This window comes from Nocardiopsis sp. MT53, assembly GCF_019598965.1.
Taxonomy (GTDB): Bacteria; Actinomycetota; Actinomycetes; order Streptosporangiales; family Streptosporangiaceae; genus Nocardiopsis; species Nocardiopsis changdeensis.
On the sequence record NZ_CP080599.1, the window covers coordinates 5317554 to 5339062 of the forward strand.

Sequence of the window (21509 nt, forward strand, 5' to 3'; positions counted from 1 at the left end):
GGGAGGGCGGCCCTCCGGCGGCGGACCAGGGCGCCCCCTCGCACCGCCGCGCGCATCCGGCGCGGTTCAGCGCAGGGCCGATCCGTCGAACCGTTGCACTCCGATCACCGCGAGCAGGTCGAGTTTCTCGCGCGCGTCCGTGCCCTCGGTCGGGAAGAAGGCGCGCATCCTGATGTCGTTCTCGGTCGTGAGCACGTCTTCGCAGGTCAACTGCAACGCGCCCACGTTCGGCACGAGGAACGTCTTCCGGTCGAACCGCCGCACGCCGACGTCGTGCACCTCCCACAGCGCCCGGAACTCGTCGCTCGCCCCGCTGAGCAACCGGACGAGCTCGCGCACGTCGTGGTCACCGCCGCGGCGCGAGGCCGTGCCGCGCAGCCCGGCGACGTGCGCGGCCGAGTGCAGCGGCCACTCCTCCTCGGGGAAGCGGGCCCGGGTGCCCGGCTCGGTGAACCACCGCCACGTGATGCCGGCGCGCACCCCGTCGGCCGGGGCCGCCGGCCCGGTGAGCGCCGTCGCCAGCGGGTTCTGCCAGAGCACGACCTCCAGGTCGGTGGCGATCACGACGGGGATGTCCGTGAGCCGATCGGCGATGCGCATCAGCCCGGGGCTGATGAAGCGCCCCGGCCGCCGCGCCGACGGCGCCATCCCCGCCAGCCGGTAGAGGTAGTCGCGCTCGTCGAGGTCCAACCGGAGGGCCCGCGCCAGTGAGGCGATGATCGCCTCCGACGGGTTGGGGCCGCGGCCCTGCTCGATGCGCGAGTAGTAGTCGGCCGACATGCCGGCGGCCTGCGCCACCTCCTCCCGGCGCAGCCCGGGGGTGCGCCGCCGCACGCCCTCGGGCATCCCGAGGTCCGTCGGCCGCAGCGATTCGCGCCGACGCCGGAGGAAGGTGGCAAGGCCCTGTCGATCCGTCACCCCTCCAGTATCCGCGGCCGTTCCGCGGCCATCCAGGGACAGATGATCCGTGGACGAACCGTGCCTTCACCCCCGCGAGGCGAGAACGCACAGTGGATGCCGTCCACATCGACGGAACGGATCACCATGGCGACATCCACACCCCCTTCCACGCCTACGACAGGAGCAGAGATGACAGGTCGGCAGCGCCCCATCGGCACCGGATTCACCCCGGCCTCGACGGCCGGGGAGGTGGCCGCCGGCATCGACTTGACCGGCCGGAACGTGATCGTGACGGGCGGCCACAACGGCCTCGGCCGGGAGGCGGTGCGCGTGCTCGGCGAGGCGGGCGCGTCGATCACCGTGGCCGCACGCGACCCCCGCCGGGCCGCGGAGTCGCTGCGGGGTGTCGGGCGCGTGGAGACGGCACGGCTCGACCTGCTCGACCCCGCGTCGGTCGACGCGTTCGTCGCGGCCTACCTCGCCTCGGGCCGTGCGCTGCACATCCTGATCAACAACGCCGGCATCATGGCGGGCCCCCTCGTGCGCGACGCCCGGGGGTACGAGTCGCAGTTCGCGACGAACCACCTCGGCCACTTCCAGCTGACCACGGGACTGCTGCCCGCGCTGCGGGCGGCGGGCGGCGCCCGCGTCGTCAACATGACCTCGGGCGCGCACCGCCTCTCGGGCGTCCGTTTCGACGATCCGCACTTCACCCGGGGCGACTACGACCCCCACGTCGCCTACGGCCAGTCGAAGACGGCGAACGTGCTCACCGCGGTCGAGCTGGACCGCCGCTGGGCCGCCGACGGCATCCGCGGTTACGCCGTGCACCCGGGGATCATCCTGGGTACATCGCTGGGCGCCTACCGTCCCGAGGGCGCCCCGGTCCCGGACGGGCTGCCCGAGGAGGTGCTGCGGGCCCAGGGGCTGATCGACGCCGACGGCGTGCGGGTCAACGACCCCGAACGCGGACTCAAGAACATCGAGCAGGGCGCGAGCACGATGGTGTTCGCGGCGACGAGCCCTCTCCTCGCCTCCCTCGGCGGGGTCTACCTGAAGGACAACGACGTCTCGGCGGTCGACCCCGCCCCGGCGGACCCGCACTTCGACGGGCCGCCGCCCACCGACGTCGCCCCCCACGCCATCGACCCCGAGGCGGCGCTCTGGCTGTGGGGGCTCAGCGAGCGCCTGCTCGCCTGAGCGCGCGCCCGTACCGGGGCGGGGACGGGCGGGGAGGGGCGGGGAGGGAGCGCCCCTCCCCGCCCGGGCCCTGCGCCGGCGGCGCCGAGGGCGAGCCCGCGGCCTCAGGAGGCCTTACGAGGCCTTGCCGCGGACGATGTAGACGTTCATGCCGGTGAAGTCGAGGGTGACGTTGTAGGGCTTGAAAAAGGCGTGGGCGAACCAGCCCGTCGAGTCGATCCCGGTCCCGTAGGGCCAGGGCACGTTGACCGGCATGTCCGGGTTCGTCTCGCAGTAGACCTCCTCGGCGACGGCGTCGCCGAGGCGGATCTCCGCCGGGTAGCAGGGGTAGGTGACGGCCGGGTGGCCCTGGGCGCCGGTCTCGATCGGGCGGTCATGGTCGGTGCGCACCCCCAGCTCCCGGGCCACGTCCCCGGGCATGCCCGCGACGGCCTCGCCGCGCCCGCCGAGGTTCACGCCCACCACACGCGTGCCGGAGCCGGCGATACTCCCCTGACTGTGCACGTAGTGGTCCCGGGCCAGCCACAGCGGCAGGGGCTCGGCCCCCGCCCGGGCGGCGGCGGCACGCACCTCCTCGGCGGCTTCGGGGGTCGGGCGGCGCAGGATCAGCTCCCTGCCCCTGTAGTCGAAGGTGGTCAGCAGGTGGTAGAAGACCCAGGTGCCGATCATGCCGTCGTTGGCCGCGGGGGGCTCGCCGCCGGCCGGCTCCGACTCCGACCAGGCCACGGGCACGCCGCGCAGTTCGATGCCGCCCAGCCCGAAGGAGTCCAGCACCCCGTAGTACGACCACACGGTGCGGCCCTCGAACTCGCTCTTCTCCCGGTACACCGGGCGCACCCCGGCCTCCTCGGCGGCCCTCGCGGACAGGCCCAGCCAGGAGGCGCCGGTGTAGAACGTGAAGCGCTTCGGCGGCCCGCCGTTGAGCGAGGCCTCGATCTGCGGCTCCGGGTCCATCTGCGTCCACGGCACCCGGCCGACGTCGCCGTGGATCCGGTACGCGTCGTCGGGGACCGCCGCGAACCATTCGGCCATGGCGGTCTCGCCGGCCGCCCGCCAGCGCGGCACGGAGAGGGAGAACGCGTCCTGCCGGATGTGGCAGTCGGCCAGGAGCTCGTTGGTCTGCCTGTCCCCCGGGTCCAGGCGCAGGGCGGTCGTGAGGTACTCCTCCGCCTCGGGGAACCTGTTGCCCAGCAGCCCGATGTACCCGCGCTGCCGTGCGGCGTGCAGGTTCGCGGGGTCCCTCCTCAGGATCTCCTCGTACGCGCGGCCGGCCCGCTCGAACCTCCCGGCCCTGAACAGCGCGTCCGCGTCACCGCCGCCGCCCTGGGCCCCGGCCGCCGTCGCGCCCAGCAGCGGTGCGGCCGCGGCGGCGCCGGCCACCACGGCCGCACCCCGGAGCAGTGAGCGCCGGTCCCATCCTCTGGCCTCGGCCACGGTCTTCTCCCTGTCGTGATCGCCCTCCGGGGCCGGGAACCGGGCCCCCGGCACGGACCGCTGCGGTCCGTGCCCCCAGCGAAGACCGCGGGGCGTTGCGGCGGCGTATCCGTTTTCCGATACGCCCCCGGTACACCCGCCCCGGCATCCTCGACAGGAGCGGCAACCCCGGCGGTCCGGCACCGGGGGACCGGTGCACGGCGCGGTGGGGCCCGCCGCCGGCGGCCGCGCCCCCGCCTGCCGCGCCCCCGCCTGCCGCTGTCTTCGGAGCCGGTGCGGGCCGGGCGGTGTCTCGGGCGATCGGGGGTCCGTGCGATGAGTTCCACCGGGCCCGCTGGTCTCAACGGGTATCCACCACACGCGAGGAGAGCAAAGATGAACGAGCACGACCGGGCGCGCGTCACCGGCATCGGTTCCGTCGCCGTCCCCGTCGGTGACCAGGACGCGGCCGTCGGGTTCTACGTGGACGTCCTGGGGCTGAAGAAGCGGATGGACGTCCCGTTGGAGCAGATCGGCGGGCGCTGGATCACCGTCGCCCCCGACGGTGCCCTGGCCGCTATCGCACTGGTCCCCGGCCAGACCACCGGCGTCGACACCGGGATCAGGCTCGAAGCGGTCGACGTCCCGGCCCTCCACGCACGTCTCGAAGAGCAGGGGACCGACGTGGACGACCTGCTCCAGTGGCCCGGAGTGCCGCCCATGTTCACCCTGCGGGACCGTGACGGCAACACGCTGGTGATCGTCGAAGGGGGGAACGCTCCCTGACGGCACCGGACGGGGAGCCCACCGCGGCGCGGCGGAAGGGCTCGGGAGGGAACGGTCGGGCCTGTGCGGTGATGCCCGGACCGGCCCGATACCGCCGTCCCGGCGACGCTTTCACTCCGGTCGGCGGGGAGGAGGCCGGAGGCGCTTCGGGGGATCCGGGTCTCCGACCGGGGGGCGCACCGTGCTCGGCAGGCGGAGTACCGGGGGCACACGGGGCCTCGGACCCTGTTCGGTTCCGGCGCCGGTGGGACCGCCGGGGACCAGTGCGATACCGGTCAGGGCCCCGTCGGGGCGACGGTGACGCGGGTGATCGGACATCACGGGCTCGGGCGGGGTGGGGGGTGGCTCCGTCACGGTGCACAGGGGGCCGAGGGCGTCCGGGCAGGGACCGAAGCGGATCCAGGCCAGCTCCCGCGCCCGGCGCCGGTCGAGGACGAGCAGGCTGCGCACGCCCGGCGCGAAGGCCGCCGGCCCGCGCCGGGTGGCCGCCCGCAGCCGCCGCCAGCGCCGCGAATGCGCCCGGTGGCTGCGCTCGGTCACCCGCCGACCCCGCGCGTCCTGCCCGGCCCGGGCCTCCCGCGGAGTGGCGTCGATCATCACCACGTGCAGCTCGTACCGGCGGAGCCGGCAGAGCAGGGCGAGCAGCACGCGGACCGGGCGCCGGGTCCCGCACTCGTGCAGGACCACCGGGCCGCCGCGCAGCGCCGCGGCCGTCCGGACCAGGTGCAGCACGTGCACCGTCCAGCGCCACAGCGGGTAGGGGACCCGGCTGAGCAGGGGACCCAGCCGGTGCCGCGACTGGAGCGAGTCGATCACCCGCACGCCCTCCGCGGTGAGCACGGTGCGCTCCTGGTCCTCGCGGACCCCGAACAGCCGCCGCAGCAGGGTGCTCTTCCCGGCCCCGGGCACCCCGGTGACCAGGACCAGGGACCGCCTGGGGTAGACCACGCCGCGCACCGTCGGGTCGTTCACCGAGGCACCTACCGCGCCAGCCCTTGGAACATCTTCGACAGCTCCCCCAAGCCGACCTCGCGCCGGTGGTGCGCGGCTCCGCAGCGGCCGCGCCACCCATGCTTCGACGCTACCGGGCGTCGGCGGCTCTGGAAAATGCGGAGCCCTCCATCCGGCCGATATCACACGGCCGGTCGTTTGGTTGGGGCACGTGATTCAGCACGAGGACGTACTCGTGTTCGCCAATCCCTCGCCAGCGCAGCATCACGTACAGGGCGAAGGAGAAGCGGCATGAGGCGGAGCTCCCGACCAGGAGGCGCCGGAAGAAGCACCGACAGCGGCCCGCACTGCGGAGGGAAGGTGTTTCGCCGACGCGGCCGACCCGGACCTGCGGGAGCGCATCATCTCGGACCTGCGCCACCTGGCCGATTTCATCCACGAACACCCGGAGCTGCCCATCAGCCCGCACACCAGCGTGGACGTGTCCTACTTCCCACGCACCAGACACGATGAGGCGGTCTTCGCGGAAGTGGACGAGGCCGGTGCCGGGTGATGGCCATCCCCGGGCACACGCGGGCCAGACCGGGCCTGGCTGACCTATACCGGGCACGTCTGCCCGAACTGATCCGCGCGGGGCAGGGTCGGTACGGGGGCTTGGACGCCCCACACCGCCCCTTGGACGCCCGCCCCAGCACCCGGGCCGCCCTGGCGGTTCCAGGGCCGGTCGGGAGCGCTGGCGGCCGCTGTCAGGAAAAGCGACGAAACATGTTATGTCGGGCGGCGGTCCAAGGTGGAGGGAAACCGGTGGGCTTGGTGGCGAATCCGCTTGACCACCTCGGCGAGGCCGAGCGTGGATGCACAGTGCTCCGCCCGATGCGGGGTCGCGCATCGTGTCTGTGCAGTTCAGAGGTAGTGAGGAGGTGGGCGTGGTGAAGCGGGATGCTCCGGTGACGCTGGCCGAGGTCGCCTCGTTGCCGGTGGTTCTGGGACCGGTTCAGGCGGGGCGGTTGCTCGGGCTGGGGCGCACCACCGTCTACCGGATTCTCCGCGAAGGGGCCTTTCCGGTTCCGGTTCGGAGGGTCGGTCGCAGTTGGGTGGTTCCGATCGCAGGGGTGCTGGCCTACCTCGGCCTGGACACCCTGGCCACCTCCACTGTCACTACCGGCGGTGGGAGCGGGTGCGGTGCGCGTGTGAACGCCGAGGAGAAGGCGAGGACCGTAGATGGCAGCACGTGAGGGGTCCACGTTCAAACGGTGCGGGTGCCGCGACGAAACCGGCAGGGCCTTGGGGGTGAGGTGCCCCCGGCTCAAGCGCAAAGGCGGCGGGTGGAGTCCGTCCCATGGGGCTTGGGCGTTCCAGTATGAGTTGCCCCGCACCACCGATGGCAAGCGTCGCCAGGCGCGCCGGGTCGGGCTGGCCACGCACACCGAGGCCTCCGAAGGGTTGGAGCGGGTCAAGACACTCCTGGGGCTGGCGGAGGAGGACACCGAGGTGCAGATCGCCGACCTCATCCAGATCGCCCTCCAGGGCCGCCGGCCTCTGCCCGAGGTGGAGGAGGTCCGTAAACGCATCGGCGCCGGGACGGATGTTCGGCGGGAGTCGCCCTCAGTAAGAGAGTGGTTGGACGGCAAGCCCGACCTCGCCGAAGAAACCCGCTCCTCCTACGACGGCCACATCCGCAAATACCTCACCCCACACTTGGGGAAGATCCGGGTGGGCCGCTTGCAGGCCCGTCACGTCGAGGCGATGTTCGCGGCGGTGGAGGAGGCCAACGTGCACGTCCTGGAGTGCCGTGAATCCGAGGACCCGAAGGTGAAGAGGTTGGTGCGGGGACGGCGGGTGATCTCGCTGTCCACGAAGCACCGGATCCGGGCCACGCTGCGCAGCGCGCTGTCGGACGTGGTCCGCTCCCCGGACCTACCGGTGTCGGTGAACAGTGCCTCCCACGTACGGCTTCCGTCCCGCCCGAGGAAGCGTCCCCTGGTGTGGACTGCGGACCGGGTGCGTCAGTGGGAGAAGGACGGGACCGTGCTTGGCGAGGTGATGGTCTGGACCCCCGAGCAGACCCGGACGTTCCTCCAGCATGCGAGGAGGTACACGTGGCTGTTCCCGATGTTCCATCTCATCGCGGTCAAGGGGCTGCGGCGGGGTGAGGCGGTGGGGTTGCCGTGGGCGAACACCCGGCTGGTGGACGGCCAGATCGACATCCGCGTCCAGGTCGTGCAACTGGCGTGGGAGACGATCACCTCGACTCCCAAGAGCGCGGCGGGCCAGCGCACTATCACCTTGGACGCCGACACCGTCAAGATTCTCCGCGGTTGGAAGAGGTTCCAGAACGAGCAACGCCTCCAGGCCGGGAAGCACTGGAACCACACTGGGTTGGTGTTCACCCGTCAGGATGGTTCGGGGTGGCATCCGGGTCAGGTCAGTGACTGGTTCTGCCGTATCGCCAAAGCCGCCGGGCTCCCGCCCATCACCTTGCACGGGCTGCGCCACGGGGCGGCCTCCCTGGCGCTGGCGGGTACGGACGTGAAGGTGGTCTCGGCCGAGCTGGGCCACGCGACGACGCACTTCACCCAGGACACGTACCAATCGGTGTATCCCGATGTGGCCAAGGCGGCGGCGGAGGCGACCGCCGCGCTGTTGCGCGGGGAACCGGTGTCGGTCGGGTAGCGGGACGGGGGAGCACACCAGGAGCGATTCAGCGCTCCGAGCCCCGGGCTGTGCGGCGGGTTCATCCCGCCTGGCCTGGGGCTTCCTCGTGGGCGGGGCCGGTGGACCATCGGATCAAAGGTCCCCTGGGAAAGATTTTCCGGCGGCAACTTTTTCTAAATTTTGAGTTCTGATTTAAATGAATCCATGGCTACTTTTGTTGCCTCTCTGCTTAGTGCGTTTTCTTTTATGGTGAACTGGTGGAGTGGCGGGAGAAAGTTTGGGTCAAATGGGCGCGCTCTCCCTTTTTCGTCTCGGTCCGGGCTGCTGTCTACCGAGATGAGACCTAGGCGCTCTAACGTGCGATGGGCAGAGTAAGAGTCGCGCCCCATCCCGTAGTAATGGAGGCGGACGTAACTCTCCACTTTGATCCCGTCGCTTTTGCCAAATATTTCCTTTTGGTGAAACATCATCAACAAAAATGATATCTCACTATCTTCGAGCAGATAAATCCATCCTTGAGTAAAAAACTCTATCGGCAATTTTATATGGTCTTCCCCCGTTCGTGGAACTGTATACGGGGGGATGTGTGGTCCTATTTGGGTTCCTCCTTCTTGTAGTAGCTGGAATCTTTCGAAGCGCCCTGACCTGCTATTCTCATAGGGGAGGTTGACCAGTTGAACATTTTGTGCGGAGAGGTGCTTTAGGGCCGACTGTAGGGATCTTATTTTTTTGTCTGTAAGTGACTGGTAGACGCGGCCCTGGGTCTGCTCTTTGGCGGGTAAGGCAATGAGGTCTGTCCAGCCGGGGTCTTTATTTGTTCCTGCTAGAGGCAAGCTGTTGATGGGAGCTCGTCCGACTGCTGTTCCTTTGGCTTGTGCTTCGAATAGGCAGATTAGATAAAATTTTAAAGCCACCCCTCGGGGTGTCATTATTTTTGTCGCCGAAGGGCGTTTTGATTTATCTGGAATTCTGCGATCGGAGGATGGTTCGTCTATTTGTGTTTTCAGCCAGATGAACTCTGTCCTTATTTTTACATGGCCTCCCGGAGGGCTTCCAATTCTTTTTAATTGGCGCGAGGATGAGTGAATCATTTGCTGCATCATCTTTATTCGCTCTCGGCGGCGTTCCAGGTCGTGGCTCATGCTTGCTCCCTGAGGCTGACTCTTGACCTTAACGTCTTGATCCTCCTTCTTGTAGGGCGACGGGGGATGCGGTTGGGGAAGGCGGGTTAAGGCGTTTTCGATGTGATCACGAGGGCTCGCTTCGAGGCGCAAAGATGGAGGGGAAGGCAGCGGGCATCGTGTGGTCTGCGGTGTTTTTGCTGGTCATAGGACCTGTGTGTGCAACAAGTGTTAAGGGAGACACTCGTGTTCCGATCCCGGAAGGAAGACCCCTCTGACGCCTCGAAGCCTGCGCAACGGCTCTCGCTAAGGTGGGCAGTCATCCTTGGTGTGGCGGCGTGTACCGCGATTGCTGCGTTTTCAGCGTCCGGCTTCGTGGCTGGTGCTGTCGCGGCTGTAACGGTCGCAGGTGGGCTTCACCTCATCATTGAGTAGGGATAGCCCTTCGGCGTGCTTTGTCTGGTAGTGCTCCGGCTTGGTGTTCCGGGCATGGCCAACCCCACAGCGTCGCTGTTGCGTGAGGTGGCGCGTAGGTAGGGGACAGAGCCAGACGGGCTCCTGAGATGGGGGTGCAGGGGTGCTGGAGCAGGTGAGGCGCTGCAAGGACGTGATCGCTCCCGTGCAGAACGCTTTTGGCTCGAGGGTCACCGGGGTCCTAGGATGGCGAAGTGCTCAGGAGGTGGGTGCCCTACTCGTACTGACCTTGTACTGGGGAGCGCGCCAGGAGCACACATGGCCCTGGAACGCCGCGAGGACCTCTTGCGAGGTCCTCGGGGAATCCCTGTGACCTGGGGTTTTGTGGCGCGCCCGGTAGGATTCGAACCTGCGGCCATCGGATGAGAAGTCCGGTGGAGGGTCTCGGGGACCGGTGGAGAGGCCCTGGGGGCGGGGGCGGAAGGGGCGCGGGTACGATCGCGCGGTGATCGAGGATCTTCCCGCGGATGTGGTGGGTGTGCTGGAGGCGGTGCTGGACCCGGCCGATCCCGTGCACGCGGCGCTGCGGGCGCAGGCCGGGCGGATGCGGGTGGGCCGACGGTGCGGGTGCGGCTGCGGGACCGCCGATCTCGAGGCGGTGGAGGGCGTGGCCCCGGCGGAGCCGGTGCCGGGCGAGACCGGACTGAGGATCGCCGTGCAGGCACTGCTCTACGACGGGGACGGCGGGTGCCCGGGCGAGGTGCTGGTGTTCGTGCGGGATGGTCGTCTGGCCTGGGTGGAGGTCGCGTGGTGGAGCGACGCCACGGTGACGTTGGCCGAGGCTGCGCGGATGCTGCGGGCCCGGGGCGGGAAGTAGCCGTTCGGCCCGAGGAACGCGGTGGGACGCACTTGCGGCGCTCCGTTCCGGTTCGGCGGCCTCGGGGGAGTTCGTCGGCAGTGCCACCGGGCGGGTGGAGCGGGTCGCGAATCCGGTGGACGCCGCCGTGTGCGGCGGCACGCTCCCTGCGTTCGACTCGATGCGCATGGGTGCCGCCGGGTCCGTCGGTTTCCCCTGTCCGCGGTGAACTCCTGTGGTTCGAGGCCGTGTCGGCGGTGCTGAGACGGGGTGGCGGACGGCCGGGTGTGCGAAGGGACCTTAAGCGGCGGTTCGCGTGGTGGGTGGGCCGGTTCCGCCCGGGCTCAGCCCGGGCTGCGGAACGACCGCAGGAAGTGCGTCACCAGCCGCTGGGCCGCCCGGCCGGCCCGCTCCGGGTCCGGTTCGGCGGCCGCGGCCGCCGCGACGGCGGACGTGGCCAGCCGCAGGTCCCGGTCGGTGATCTCCGCCGAGATCCGGCCCTGTGCCCGGGCGCTCTCCAGGAGCCGGTGCAGTTCGCGGTGGACGTGCTCGTCGAGGGCGCGCGCCCGCTCGGGGAAGCGCTCCCGGTGGTCGGGCGCGCACACGCGCGTGGCGACCGCCTCGGCGGCGACGAACCGCAGGGCGCGCTCCAGCGCCAGGTCGGCGGGCACGGTGCGGGCCAGCTCCGCGAAGCGCTCCGTCAGCTCCGCCGCCGCGTGCTCGGCCAGGTCCCGCACGAGCGCGTCCCGGCCGGGGAAGCGCCGGTGGACGGTGGCGGCCGAGACCCCGGCGCGGCGGGCCACGTTCTGCACGGTCGCCTCCAGGCCGCGGTCGCGGAACACCGCCCGGGCGGCCCGCAGCACGGTGGTCCGGTTGCGCCGGGCGTCCTGCCGCAGCCGCCCGACTGCGCCGCTCCCGGGGCGGATCTGCGTGTCCTCGTCCACTTCTCGTCTCACTTCCGCGCTGTCGGGACGGGCCGCCGACGGGTCCCGGTTGCCCATGTCGGCACCGGCCGACACCGGTCAGAACCCATGGAGGAGGCGGGGGCTTCCCCGCACGAGGAGGAATCATGCGCGCAGTCCGCTACGAACGCTACGGGGGACCCGAGGTCCTGGCCGTCGCCGACGGTCTCCCCACGCCCCCGGTGGGCGCCGCCGACGTGCGGGTGGAGGTCGCCGCCGCGGCGGTCGGCGGCGGGGAGGCCCCCATCCGCGCCGGAAGGCTGCGCCGCGTGCTGCGCCAGCGGTTCCCCGCCGGGACCGGCGTCGACTTCGTCGGCACCGTCGTGCAGGCGGGGCCGGCCGTCACCCGCGCGGGGGTCGGGGACGCGGTGTGGGGGGTGATGCCGCACGGCACCTTCGGGGCCCTGGCCGAGTCGGTCGTGGTGCCCCAGGAGCGCGTCGCCGCGGCTCCGCGCTCGGTCCCGGCCCACGAGGCCGCCGCGCTGCCGTCCTCGGGCACGACGGCCCTGCACGCGCTGACCCGCCGGGTGCGCCTGGAGCGGGGGCAGCGGCTGCTGGTGCGCGGGGCGGCCGGGGGAGTGGGGGTGGTCGCCGTGCAGCTCGGCGCCTCCCTGGGCGCGCACGTCACCGCGCTGGCCGGGGCCGACCACCTCTCCTGGCTGGGCGGGCTGGGCGCGGCCGAGGCCCTTGACCACCGAACGACGGACCTGGGCGGCCTGGGCCGGTTCGACGTGGTCCTCGACCTGGTCGGCACGCGCCTGTCCGAGTTGCGCGGACTCCTCGTCCGCGGGGGCGTGCTGGTGCCGCTCGCCCTCGACCCGGCGCGGCCGATCCGGTCGGCCCTGTGGACGGCGGCGGCCGGGCTGGACCGGCGCACGCGGATCGCCGCGTTCAGCAACGACCCCTCCCCGCGGGAGCTGGAGGAGCTGGCCGAGCTGGTGGACCGGGGCGCGGTCGCGCCGGTGGTCGCCGCCGTGCTGGAGATGGACGACGTGGTCCGGGCGCACCGCATGCTCGAGCGCGGAGGGGTGCGGGGGAAGATCGTCCTCACCCCCTGACCGGCGGCCGGGGCGCGCAGGGCCGGGGGGCCGGGGCCTCCCACCCTCCCGGTCCTCCGAGGGCGCCCTCGCCCGAGACTGTGCGGGCGGTCGGTGAGTCCCCGCACCCCGTCTCCCCGGGAATGTCGCACCGACGGCCGTCCGGGCGCGCCTGCGCCCGGCCGCGGACCGGCGGCGGTGCGGACGGGCCTTCCGCGGCCCCGCCCGCACCGCCGCCGCGCGTCACTCCCGGTCGGCGCCGCCGTAGGCGTCGGCCTGGAGCGTGTACAGCTCCCGGTACCGGCCCGGCACCGCCATCAGCTCGGCGTGGGTGCCGTGCTGGATGATGCGGCCGTCGTCCAGGACGTAGATGCGGTCCGCCGTCCGCACCGAGGCCATGCGGTGGGTGATGAGCACGACCGCCGCCCCGGTGCGGGCGGCGTGCTCGCCGATGGTGGTGAAGAAGCGGGCCTCGGCGCGGGCGTCCAGCGCCGAGGTGGGCTCGTCGGCGATGAGCAGGTCGGCGGTGCGGTAGAAACCCCGCGCCCCGGCGATGCGCTGCCACTGCCCTCCGGACAGGTTCACGCCGCTGGCGAAGGTGGTGTCCAGCAGGGTGTCCCACCCCCTGGCCAGGTCGTTGACGACCTCGTCGGTGCCGCTGAGCCGGGCCGCCTCCTCCAAGCGGGCGGGGTCGCAGCCCTGGGCCATGGTGACGTTGCGGCGGGCGGTCATGGGCCAGCGGGTGTGGTCCTGGATGATGACGCTGATCCGCTCGCACACGGCCGGCCCGATAGCGGTGAAGTCGGCGCTGTTCCAGGTGACCCCGCCCTCCTGGGGGCTGTAGAGCCCGCCGAGCAGCCGGGCGAGGGTGGACTTGCCGGACCCGTTCTCGCCCACCAGGGCGACGGTCTCACCTTTGTCGACGTGCACGCTCACCCCGCGCAGGGCGGGTTCCTCACCGGTGGGGTAGGTGAAGACCGCGTCGCGCACCTCCAGCCGTTCCAGCCGGGCCGGGGGCGGCGCGGTGGGAGCGGGCGGCAGGGCGGCCCGTGCCAGCGTGCAGTACTCGGTGAAGTCCGCGAAGTACAGGCCGCACTCGTACACCCTGTTCAACGTGTAGAGGAGCTGCTGCATCTGCCCCTGGGTGCGCTGTAGCGCGAGCACCGCGGTGCCCACCGCCGCCAGCGGCATCGCCCCGGTGACGAGCAGGACGCCCAGGGCGGTGTAGGTCAGGGCGGTCGCCGCCCCGGAGATGATGCCGCCCACGGCGCGGGTGCGGGTCTGGGACCAGGCCACCGCCAGCATGGTCTCCCGCTCGCGGTCGGCCAGGGATCCGTAGTCGGCCATCAGCGAGTCGCGCATGGTGTAGGAGCGCAGTTCCGCGGCCGAGTCCCGGGAGGCCATGCGGTCGCCGAGGATCCACCGCCGCCGGCGCCCGGTGCTGAGCCTGCGCTGGGCCTCGTACTCCATCCGCGCCGCCCGGGTGGCCGCCCACCCGGTGGGCACGACGCTGACCAGCAGCAGGGGCAGCAGCAGCGGGTGGAGCACGGCGAGGACCCCGCCCAGGGAGAGCAGGGAGACGAGTCCGGTCAGCCCGTCCAGGGTGGCGGTGACCATGCGGGGCACCTCGTACATGCCGCGGTCGCGGGCCCGGTACATCGCGTCGGCCCACTCCTCGTCGTCGAACGCGATGAGCCGGGCCTGGGTGGTGAGGTCGAACAGCTCGGTCTCGACGATGCGTTCGGTCTGGGTGCTCAACCGGGACAGGGCCAGTTCCGACACGAGCCGGACGGCCAGGGACAGGGCGGCGACCCCGGCCACCACGGCCACCGCCGGAAGTGCCGCCCGCACCCGGGCGGTGATGGGGCCCTCGGCCAGCAGGGCGTCGAGCACCCAGGTCACCGAGACCAGGCTGACCGCGGCCAGGACGGCGGCGACGGTGCTGGCCCCCAGGGCGAGGAGCAGGTCGCGGCGGTTGGCGCGCCAGGCCCACCCGACGGCGGCCGCGGTCAGGGAGGGCATGCGGGTCAGCTTGGTCCACAGGCTCGTGCGCTGGAGTTCGTCGGCGAAGAAGTTCCACTTGGGAGCGGCGAGGTCCTCCTCCGAGCCGGTGTCGGAGGGGGTGGCGGCTCCGGGCGCTCCGGTCTCGGCCGCCGGTTCGGGATCGGTGGATCGGCTGCGGGATCGACGCATAGGGCTCCTCGCGGATTCGGGGGCGTCGGCCGTGTGATCCTGCCTCCGGGGGACCGGTGTCCGCCACGGGTTTTCGGGGCGGGGGAGGGTTGTGGTGGGGCCGGATCCGCGGTCGCGGGCGCGGCGGCGGAGCGGGGCCACCGGCGCTGCGGGCGGGGGCGGTCGCACCCGCCCGCGGGAAATCCCGGTGATCGGTGCGGTCCGGATCCGCGGGGGAATCGGCCCGGGCGCGAACGCCGCGCTCGCCTGTCCGCCGTAGCCGTGTGCCCGTCGTGCCCGCCCGTCCGTCAGGACTGCCCGTCGGTCGGGCCTGTCTTTCCATCGTGCCTGTGTGTCGGCCGTGCCTGCCTGTCTGCGTGTCCGCCGAGGCCGTGTGTTTCCCGAACTTGCCTGTCCCGCGGTGCCCGGGTGTCCGCCGTAGCCGCGTGACGGCCGTGCCGGACCGTCCGCCGCGCCTGCCTGACTGCCGCGCTCGCCTGTCCGCCCTGGCCGCCCGTGTGGCCGGAGGCTGTAGACCCTGGGCGAGGCCGTACCTGGGTGTCCGTCGTGGCCGCGTGAACGCAGCGCTCGCCTGTCCGCCGGGGGAGGGGCCCGCGGCCCGGGCCGGGAGTGGGCCCGGTCGTGCGGGGGCGCAGGGGGCAGGGAAGCCCGGGGCGGCCCGGGTGCCGGGGAGGACGGTCGCCCTGCCTGCCAGGGAGACGCCGTGTCTGAAATGCCGGAAATCTACCCCGTAAAGGTGGCGGTTCCCTTCACCCGCCCGGGCTCCGGCACTGCCCCAAGCTCTGGCACTGCCCCAGGACCCTGCACCGCCCCCGAACCCGCCCCCGCCTCACACCCCGCGCCGCTCCGCCGCCAGCACCCGCAGACCCGCCGCTGCGTACGGGGCGACGGCCTCGCCCGCCCGGTCGCGGCCCGCCCCCGTGGCGCCCTGGCGGGCGCGGTACTCGATGCCCTGGGCGATGACCGCCAGCTTCAGGTGGGCCAGGCCCAGGTGGAACGCCCAGTGCTCCAGGTCCCGGCCCGAGGCGTCGGCGTACATCTGCGCCAGCGCGTCGGCGTCGGGCAGGCGCTCGCTGTTCCACGCCGCGGGCTCGCCCAGCACCAGGTCCAGCCCCGGCGTCCGGTACACGCACATCATCGCCGCGTCCGCCAGGGGGTCGCCCAGGGTGGACAGCTCCCAGTCCACCACCGCCCGCACCTTGGAGGGGTCGCCGTGGTCGAGCATGACGTTGTCGATGCGGTAGTCGCCGTGCACGACCGCGTGCGCGGAGGAGTCCGGGACCGACTCCGACAGCAGCCCGTGCAGCCGGTCCAGGTCGGGCAGGTCCCCGGTGCGGACCCGCCGCCACTGGCGGCCCCACAGGTCCACCTGGCGGCGCAGGTACCCGTCCGGCCGCCCGGCCAGGCCGGTGGCCCGGTGGTCGACGGCGTGCAGCGCGGCCAGCACCCGCACCAGGGCGTGCGCGCAGTCGGCGACCGCGCGGTCGTCCCAGTCAGCCAGCTGGTCGCGGGTGCGCACCACCCGCGCGTCCACGTACTCCACCAGGGAGAACGGCGCGCCCAGGACCCGCGGGTCCTCGCACAGGGCCACGGCCCCGGCCACCGGGACGCCGGTGTCCCGCAGGGCGGCCACGGTCCGGTACTCGCGCCCCATGTCGTGGGCCGAGGGGGTCAGCCCGGCCGTCGGCGGGCGGCGCAGCACCCAGCGGGGGCCGGCCGCGTCGTCGATCCGGTAGGTCAGGTTGGACTTGCCGCCGGAGAGCGGTACGGCCCGCAGCGGGCCGGGGACGCCCAGGAAGGCGGCGAGGGCGGCGGTGTCCAGGGCCGGAGCGGTCACCGGGCCCGGGCCCCCTTCACGACGCGGGCGGCGATCGACCAGCGGTGCACCTCGGAGGGCCCGTCGTAGATCCGGAAGGGCCGCACCTCGCGCAGCAGCCGGGCCAGCGGCAGGTCGTCGCTGACGCCCAGGCCGCCGCAGAGCTGGACCGCCCGGTCGACCACCCGGTGGATGGCCTCGGCGGCGAACGTCTTGGCGACGGAGGTGGAGGTGCGCGCGTCGGCCCCGGTGTCCAGCTCCCAGCAGGCCCGGACCAGCAGGGCGCGGGTGGCGGCCAGGTCGATCTCGTTGTCGGCGATGAGCTGCCGGGCCAGGCCCAGGTCGCCCAGGCGGGAGCCGAACAGCTCGCGCTCGGCGGCCCGGGCGGCGGCGATGTCCTGGGCGCGCTGGGCGCTGCCGAGCCAGCGCATCACGTGGGTCATCCGGGCCGGCCCCAGGCGCACCTGCGCGTTGTGGAAGCCCTGGTCGACCTCGCCCAGGACGTTCTCGTCGGGGACGAACAGGCTGTCGAAGGCGACCTCGCAGTGGCCGCCGAGCATGGAGGTGTCCATGGTGCGCACGTGGCGTCCCACGGTGAGTCCGGGCGCGTCGGCGGGGGAGAGGAACATGGTGGCGCCGCCGCGGTCGCCGGGGGAGCCGGAGGTGCGGGCCATGATGATGAGGAACCCGGCGCCGTCGGCCCCGGTGATGAAGGTCTTGCGGCCGTCGACGCGCCAGCCGCCGGGGACGCGGGTGGCGGTGGTGGCCAGGGCGGAGGGGTCGGCGCCCGCGCCGGGGGCGGGTTCGGTCATGGCGAACGCGGAGCGGACCCGGCCGCGGCAGAGCGGCTCCAGGAAGCGCTCGCGCTGGTCGGGGGTGGCGACGTGGTCCAGCAGGTGGACGTTGCCCTCGTCGGGGGCGGCGATGTTGAGGGCCAGGGGGCCGAAGACGGAGTGCCCGGCGGCCTCGAACACGGGGGCGCGGTCGCGCATGTCGAGGCCGTGGCCGCCGTACTCGCGGGGGACGTGCGGGGCGAAGACCCCGGCGGCGCGGGCCCGTTCCTGCATCCGTTCGCGCAGGGCCTCGCCGCCGCGGGCGATGTCGCCCCCGTGCTCCTCCTCCAGGGGGAGGATCTCGTCGCGGACGAAGGCCAGGGTGGCCCGGGTGAGGTCGGCCGCGGCGGGGGTGGGCTGAAGGTCGATCACGTGGAGCCTCCCTTACCACCGAGCGATCGCTCGGTCGGTGTTGGTGGGCACAGCGTGGCACGGCCCCCGCGGCGGCGTCAACGCGCGCCGACGGTGGCCCGGCACAGGGTCAGGTAGTGGTCCACGACCTCGTCGGGGGAGAGCTCCCCGTCGGGGCGGTACCAGGAGGCGACGGCGACGCACATGGTGGTCACGGCGCGGCCGGCGTCCTTGGGGTAGGGGGTGGTGAACACGCCCTCCCGCGCCCCGTCGCGCACGGCGTCGTCGACCATGCGCTGCTGCTCGTCGCGCAGCGCGATGTAGGCCTCGCGTACGTCGGGGTCCATGCCGCGGATCTCGGTGGAGGCGACGAACGCCTGGTCGCGCCGGTGCATGTGGAAGCGCAGCAGGCACTCGACGAGGTTGTCGAACCGGAGCCCGGGGTCGTCCCCGGCCTCGGCGGCCGCCCGGCGGGTGTGGTCGAGGAGCTCGCGCATCACCGTCATCACCAGGCCCTCCAGGAGCGCCTGCTTGGACGGGTAGTGGTGGTACAGGCCGGGCACGGACAGCCCGGCCCGCTCGGCGATCCGCCGGATGGTGGTCCCGTGGTACCCCTGCTCGACGAAGCAGTGCAGGGCCGCCGCCAGGGGGGCGGACAGCCGCTGCTCGCCGAACGAACGCCAGGACTCCGTCAACGTGTCCCTCGCTTCCTCGTGGTCCGTCGCCAGCACGTTATCGGTGCCGCGGACGGGGTGGGCGGGCGCCGCCGGGGTGTTGACAGCGCCGGTGTGATCCACAACACTACAGGCGACCGAGCGATCGTTCGGTCGGTACCCCGGACGTCGACGTTCCCGCAGAGAGAAGGGCCGCGACATGCCATCCGACCTCCCCCGGACCCCCGACACCCTCCCCGGGGCCTGGCGTCGCCGCGTCGAGGCCTCGCCCGACGCCCCGGCCATCGCCTACTTCGACCGGGTGCTCACCGCACGCGAGGCCGACGACCTCTCGGACGCCATCGCCTCCGCCCTCGCCGAGCGCGGGGTCGGCCGCGGCGACCGCGTGGGCGTGCGCCTCCAGAACATCCCGCAGTACGCGCTCGTCCTGCTCGCCCTGTGGAAGCTCGGCGCCGCGGCGCTGCCCGTCAACCCCATGTACCGGGGCGAGGAGCTGCGGCGCCTGGTCGACGACGCCGCGCCGGTCGGGATCGTGTGCGCCGACACCGACCACCCCGGGGTGCGCGGGGCGCTGGCCGGAAGCCCCGTGCGCTGGGTGCTGGGCACCAGCGACCGCGACCTCCAGGGGCGCGACGACCCGCGGGTGCTGACGGCGGAGCGGGCCGCGCCCCCGCCCGACGGCGACCTCATGGAGCTGGCCCGCGCGCACGCCGGGCGGCGGCCGCCCGCGACCGGGGTCGGCCCCGGCGACGTCGCCCTACTCACCTACACCTCCGGCACCACCGGGCCGCCCAAAGGCGCGATGAACACCCACGCCAACGTCCTGGCGGTGACCTCCACCTTCGGCCGCCACGTGGACCTGCGCCCCGGCGACGCCGTGCTGGCCCTGGCGCCCCTGTTCCACATCACCGGCGCGGTCATCAACGCCGCCCTGGCCCTGGTGCACGACACCCTGCTGGTCTTCGCCCACCGCTTCCGGGCCGACGTCGTCCTGGAGGCGCTGGCCGAGCACCGCGTCACCTTCACCATCGGGTCGATCACCGCGTTCAACGCCCTGTACGACCACCCCGACGCCCGGCCCGCGCACTTCCGCAGCGTGCGCGCCCTCTACTCCGGGGGCGCGCCCATCCCGCCCTCCACCGTCGAGCGCTTCCGGGAGCGGTTCGGGGTGTACATCCACAACGCCTACGGCATGACCGAGACCAGCTCGGGCGTCATCGCGGTCCCGCTCGGCCGCGAGGCCCCGGTGGACCCGGTCGGCGGGTCGCTGTCCATCGGCCTCCCGCTGCCCGGCGTCACCGCGCGCGCCGTGGACTCCGGTGGGAACCCGGTCCCGCCGGGGGAACAGGGCGAGCTGGAGATCTCGGGGCCGTCCGTGGTCCCCGGCTATCGGGACCGGCCCGAGGAGACCGCCGCCGCCTTCCCCGGCGGTCGGCTGCGCACCGGCGACGTCGCCGTCATCGACGGGGACGGGTGGGTGTACCTGGTGGACCGGCTCAAGGACCAGATCAACGTGTCCGGCTACAAGGTCTGGCCGCGCGAGGTCGAGGACGTTCTGCACCGCCACCCCGCCGTGTTCGAGGCCGCCGTCGTCGGCCGCCCCGACCCCTACCGGGGCGAGTCCGTCGTCGCCTACGTCTCCCTCGCCTCCGGGGCGCGGGCGACCGGCGAGGAGCTGGCCGGATTCGCCCGCGAGCACCTGGCCGCCTACAAGCGGCCGCGCGAGGTCCACATCGTCGAGACCCTGCCCAAGACGCCCACCGGCAAGATCCGCCGGCGGGCGCTGCGGGACACCCCCGTTCCCACCACCCCCTCAGGAGGCGGCGCATGAGCGTCACCGTCCCGGCGCCCGGCGCCGCGTCCCTGCGTTCGAAGAAGAAGTCCCTGCTGGCCAGCACGGTCGGCAACGTCCTGGAATGGTACGAGTGGAGCGCCTACGCGGTCTTCGCGCCTTTCATTGCAGTTGTGATGTTCGACCAGGGCGACCCGCTGTCGGCGCTGCTGTCCACCCTGGCGGTGTTCGCCGTCGGGTTCCTCATGCGGCCGCTGGGCGGCATCGTGTTCGGGCGGATCGCCGACCGGCGCGGACGCAAGTTCGTGCTGGTCACGACCATGCTCATGATGGCGGTGGGCAGCCTGGTCATCGGCCTGATGCCCACCTACGCCACGATCGGGGCGTGGGCGTCCCTGGTGCTGCTGGCCGCCCGGGTGCTCCAGGGGTTCGCGCACGGCGGTGAGTCGGCCACCGCCTACTCCTACGTGGGCGAGATCGCCCCGCCGCACCGGCGCGGCATGTGGGGCAGCGTCGCGTTCATCGCGATCTTCGGCGGGTCGGTCATCGCCTACACCCTGGGCGGCGTGCTCACCTCGGCGCTGTCGGAGTCGGCGGTCGGGGAGTGGGGCTGGCGGGTGCCGTTCCTGCTGGGCGCGCTGCTGGCGCTGGTCGCGCTGTACCTGCGGCGGGACATGGACGAGAGCGACGTCTTCGAGGCCGACCGGGACCGGGGCGGGGACACGGGCCCGGCCCCCGAGCGCATGTCGCGGGCGGGCCTGGTGCGCGCCGTCCTGGTGATGATCGCCATGGTCTCGGGCATCACCGCCGCCCACTACACGTGGACCTCCTACGTCTCCACCTACGCCATCACCCAGCAGGGCATGGACCCGGGCACCGCCTACTGGATGTCGGTGGCCGCGCAGGTGATCGCGCTGGTGTCGCTGCCGTTCTGGGGGCTGCTGTCGGACCGGGTCGGGCGCCGGCCGATGCTGCTGTTCTTCGCGGTGCTGATGTTCGCCCTCCAGTACCCGCTCACCCGGATGATCACCGACCAGGGGTGGACGCTGCTGGTGGCGACCTCGGTGGCGCTGCTGGTGGTGTCGGCCCCGGCGGCGATCCTCTCGGCGATCCTGTCGGAGAGCTTCCCGACCCGGGTGCGCACGCAGGGGATCGGGTTCGCCTACTCGCTGTCGGTGGCGGTGTTCGGCGGGACGGCGCCCTACCTCAACCAGCTGTTCGGGAACCTGGGCGCGGGCTGGGTGTTCGGTGTGTACATCATGGCGCTGTGCGCGCTGACCGGCCTGTCGTGCCTGTTCATCCGCGAGACCAGGGGCATGGAGCTCACACGGGAGTGAGCGCCGGCGCCCCGCGGGCCCGTCCCCGGCCGGGGACGGGCCCGCGCCGTGTCAGGGGCCCGCCGGCGCAGCGGCCCCGGGGTGGCGGCCACGTCCACGGGGTTCTCGGCCGGGGCGCGCGGCTGTTCCGGCGCGGGCTCGGCTCCGCGCCGGAACAGTCGCGCGACGCGGGGCGAGGGGACCGGCCGGGAGGGGGCCGCAGTAGCGTTGTGCACCAC

Annotated in this window: 17 protein-coding genes; 8 read left to right on the top strand and 9 right to left on the bottom strand. The window is 72.6% G+C overall.

Features of this window, described 5'->3' with window-relative positions; genetic code table 11:
* Window positions 1–66: 66 nt before the first annotated feature.
* The gene (locus K1J57_RS23455) at window positions 67–918 is read right to left on the bottom strand and encodes a helix-turn-helix transcriptional regulator (RefSeq protein ID WP_220560785.1); all 852 of its coding nucleotides are present in this window, start codon (window positions 916–918) and stop codon (window positions 67–69) included.
* Window positions 919–1089: 171 nt separating this feature from the next.
* Here K1J57_RS23455 and K1J57_RS23460 point away from each other — a divergent pair, with 171 nt between their 5' ends.
* Window positions 1090–2100: an SDR family NAD(P)-dependent oxidoreductase gene (locus K1J57_RS23460; RefSeq protein WP_220560786.1), complete on the top strand. Its 1011-nt coding sequence runs from the start codon at window positions 1090–1092 to the stop codon at window positions 2098–2100.
* A gap of 114 nt (window positions 2101–2214) precedes the next feature.
* On the opposite strand, the gene K1J57_RS23465 is transcribed toward K1J57_RS23460, so the two are convergent.
* On the bottom strand, window positions 2215–3534 hold the full coding sequence (locus tag K1J57_RS23465; protein WP_220560787.1) for a tetratricopeptide repeat protein: 1320 nt from the start codon (window positions 3532–3534) through the stop codon (window positions 2215–2217).
* 375 nt (window positions 3535–3909) lie between these two features.
* On the opposite strand from K1J57_RS23465, the gene K1J57_RS23470 reads away from it, so the two are divergent.
* Window positions 3910–4299: a VOC family protein gene (locus K1J57_RS23470; protein ID WP_220560788.1), complete on the top strand. Its 390-nt coding sequence runs from the start codon at window positions 3910–3912 to the stop codon at window positions 4297–4299.
* 111 nt (window positions 4300–4410) lie between these two features.
* Here K1J57_RS23470 and K1J57_RS23475 read toward each other — a convergent pair whose 3' ends face one another.
* Window positions 4411–5271 (bottom strand): AAA family ATPase, encoded by an 861-nt coding sequence (locus K1J57_RS23475; RefSeq protein WP_255646533.1) that lies wholly within the window; start codon window positions 5269–5271, stop codon window positions 4411–4413.
* A 905-nt stretch (window positions 5272–6176) separates the two neighbouring features.
* Here K1J57_RS23475 and K1J57_RS23480 point away from each other — a divergent pair.
* Both K1J57_RS23480 and K1J57_RS23485 read left to right on the top strand, forming a co-directional pair.
* Window positions 6177–6485, top strand: coding sequence for an AlpA family transcriptional regulator (locus tag K1J57_RS23480; protein WP_255646534.1), 309 nt, complete (start codon window positions 6177–6179; stop codon window positions 6483–6485).
* Window positions 6472–7923, top strand: a complete 1452-nt coding sequence (locus tag K1J57_RS23485) for a site-specific integrase (RefSeq protein ID WP_220560790.1) — start codon at window positions 6472–6474, stop codon at window positions 7921–7923. Before K1J57_RS23480 ends, K1J57_RS23485 begins: the two co-directional genes overlap by 14 nt.
* Window positions 7924–8078: 155 nt before the next feature.
* Here the strand turns inward: K1J57_RS23485 and K1J57_RS23490 are convergent, their stop codons facing one another.
* Window positions 8079–9047, bottom strand: a complete 969-nt coding sequence (locus K1J57_RS23490) for a hypothetical protein (protein WP_220560791.1) — start codon at window positions 9045–9047, stop codon at window positions 8079–8081.
* An 898-nt stretch (window positions 9048–9945) separates the two neighbouring features.
* On the opposite strand from K1J57_RS23490, the gene K1J57_RS23495 reads away from it, so the two are divergent.
* On the top strand, window positions 9946–10317 hold the full coding sequence (locus K1J57_RS23495; protein ID WP_220560792.1) for a hypothetical protein: 372 nt from the start codon (window positions 9946–9948) through the stop codon (window positions 10315–10317).
* A gap of 323 nt (window positions 10318–10640) precedes the next feature.
* On the opposite strand, the gene K1J57_RS23500 is transcribed toward K1J57_RS23495, so the two are convergent.
* Entirely contained in the window at window positions 10641–11252 is a 612-nt protein-coding gene (locus K1J57_RS23500) for a TetR/AcrR family transcriptional regulator (RefSeq protein WP_255646535.1), read from the bottom strand.
* 113 nt (window positions 11253–11365) lie between these two features.
* On the opposite strand from K1J57_RS23500, the gene K1J57_RS23505 reads away from it, so the two are divergent.
* Window positions 11366–12316 carry an NADP-dependent oxidoreductase gene (locus K1J57_RS23505; RefSeq protein WP_220560795.1) on the top strand — a complete coding sequence of 317 codons (951 nt, stop codon included), beginning with the start codon at window positions 11366–11368 and terminating at the stop codon, window positions 12314–12316.
* A 222-nt stretch (window positions 12317–12538) separates the two neighbouring features.
* On the opposite strand, the gene K1J57_RS23510 is transcribed toward K1J57_RS23505, so the two are convergent.
* The 4 genes from K1J57_RS23510 to K1J57_RS23525 form a co-directional block, all read right to left on the bottom strand.
* Window positions 12539–14488 carry an ABC transporter ATP-binding protein gene (locus tag K1J57_RS23510; RefSeq protein ID WP_220560796.1) on the bottom strand — a complete coding sequence of 650 codons (1950 nt, stop codon included), beginning with the start codon at window positions 14486–14488 and terminating at the stop codon, window positions 12539–12541.
* Window positions 14489–15317: 829 nt separating this feature from the next.
* On the bottom strand, window positions 15318–16325 hold the full coding sequence (locus K1J57_RS23515) for a phosphotransferase family protein (protein ID WP_220560797.1): 1008 nt from the start codon (window positions 16323–16325) through the stop codon (window positions 15318–15320).
* Window positions 16322–17509, bottom strand: a complete 1188-nt coding sequence (locus K1J57_RS23520; RefSeq protein WP_220560798.1) for an acyl-CoA dehydrogenase family protein — start codon at window positions 17507–17509, stop codon at window positions 16322–16324. Before K1J57_RS23520 ends, K1J57_RS23515 begins: the two co-directional genes overlap by 4 nt.
* A gap of 77 nt (window positions 17510–17586) precedes the next feature.
* On the bottom strand, window positions 17587–18183 hold the full coding sequence (locus K1J57_RS23525; protein ID WP_220560799.1) for a TetR/AcrR family transcriptional regulator: 597 nt from the start codon (window positions 18181–18183) through the stop codon (window positions 17587–17589).
* A 178-nt stretch (window positions 18184–18361) separates the two neighbouring features.
* On the opposite strand from K1J57_RS23525, the gene K1J57_RS23530 reads away from it, so the two are divergent.
* A complete protein-coding gene (locus tag K1J57_RS23530) occupies window positions 18362–19993 on the top strand; it encodes a class I adenylate-forming enzyme family protein (protein ID WP_220560800.1) in 1632 nt (543 codons plus the stop codon).
* Complete coding sequence (locus K1J57_RS23535) at window positions 19990–21291, top strand: MFS transporter (RefSeq protein WP_255646536.1); 1302 nt, start codon at window positions 19990–19992, stop codon at window positions 21289–21291. Before K1J57_RS23530 ends, K1J57_RS23535 begins: the two co-directional genes overlap by 4 nt.
* The last annotated feature ends 218 nt before the right edge of the window (window positions 21292–21509 follow it).

What these genes read in the sequence shown, in the direction of transcription:
- K1J57_RS23460 (WP_220560786.1), top strand. Translation starts at nt 1,090, where the DNA reads ATGACAGGTCGGCAGCGCCCCATCGGCACCGGATTCACCCCGGCCTCG.
- K1J57_RS23470 (WP_220560788.1), top strand. Translation starts at nt 3,910, where the DNA reads ATGAACGAGCACGACCGGGCGCGCGTCACCGGCATCGGTTCCGTCGCC.
- K1J57_RS23485 (WP_220560790.1), top strand. Translation starts at nt 6,472, where the DNA reads ATGGCAGCACGTGAGGGGTCCACGTTCAAACGGTGCGGGTGCCGCGAC.
- K1J57_RS23490 (WP_220560791.1), bottom strand. Translation starts at nt 9,047, where the DNA reads ATGAGCCACGACCTGGAACGCCGCCGAGAGCGAATAAAGATGATGCAG.
- K1J57_RS23505 (WP_220560795.1), top strand. Translation starts at nt 11,366, where the DNA reads ATGCGCGCAGTCCGCTACGAACGCTACGGGGGACCCGAGGTCCTGGCC.
- K1J57_RS23510 (WP_220560796.1), bottom strand. Translation starts at nt 14,488, where the DNA reads ATGCGTCGATCCCGCAGCCGATCCACCGATCCCGAACCGGCGGCCGAG.
- K1J57_RS23530 (WP_220560800.1), top strand. Translation starts at nt 18,362, where the DNA reads ATGCCATCCGACCTCCCCCGGACCCCCGACACCCTCCCCGGGGCCTGG.
- K1J57_RS23535 (WP_255646536.1), top strand. Translation starts at nt 19,990, where the DNA reads ATGAGCGTCACCGTCCCGGCGCCCGGCGCCGCGTCCCTGCGTTCGAAG.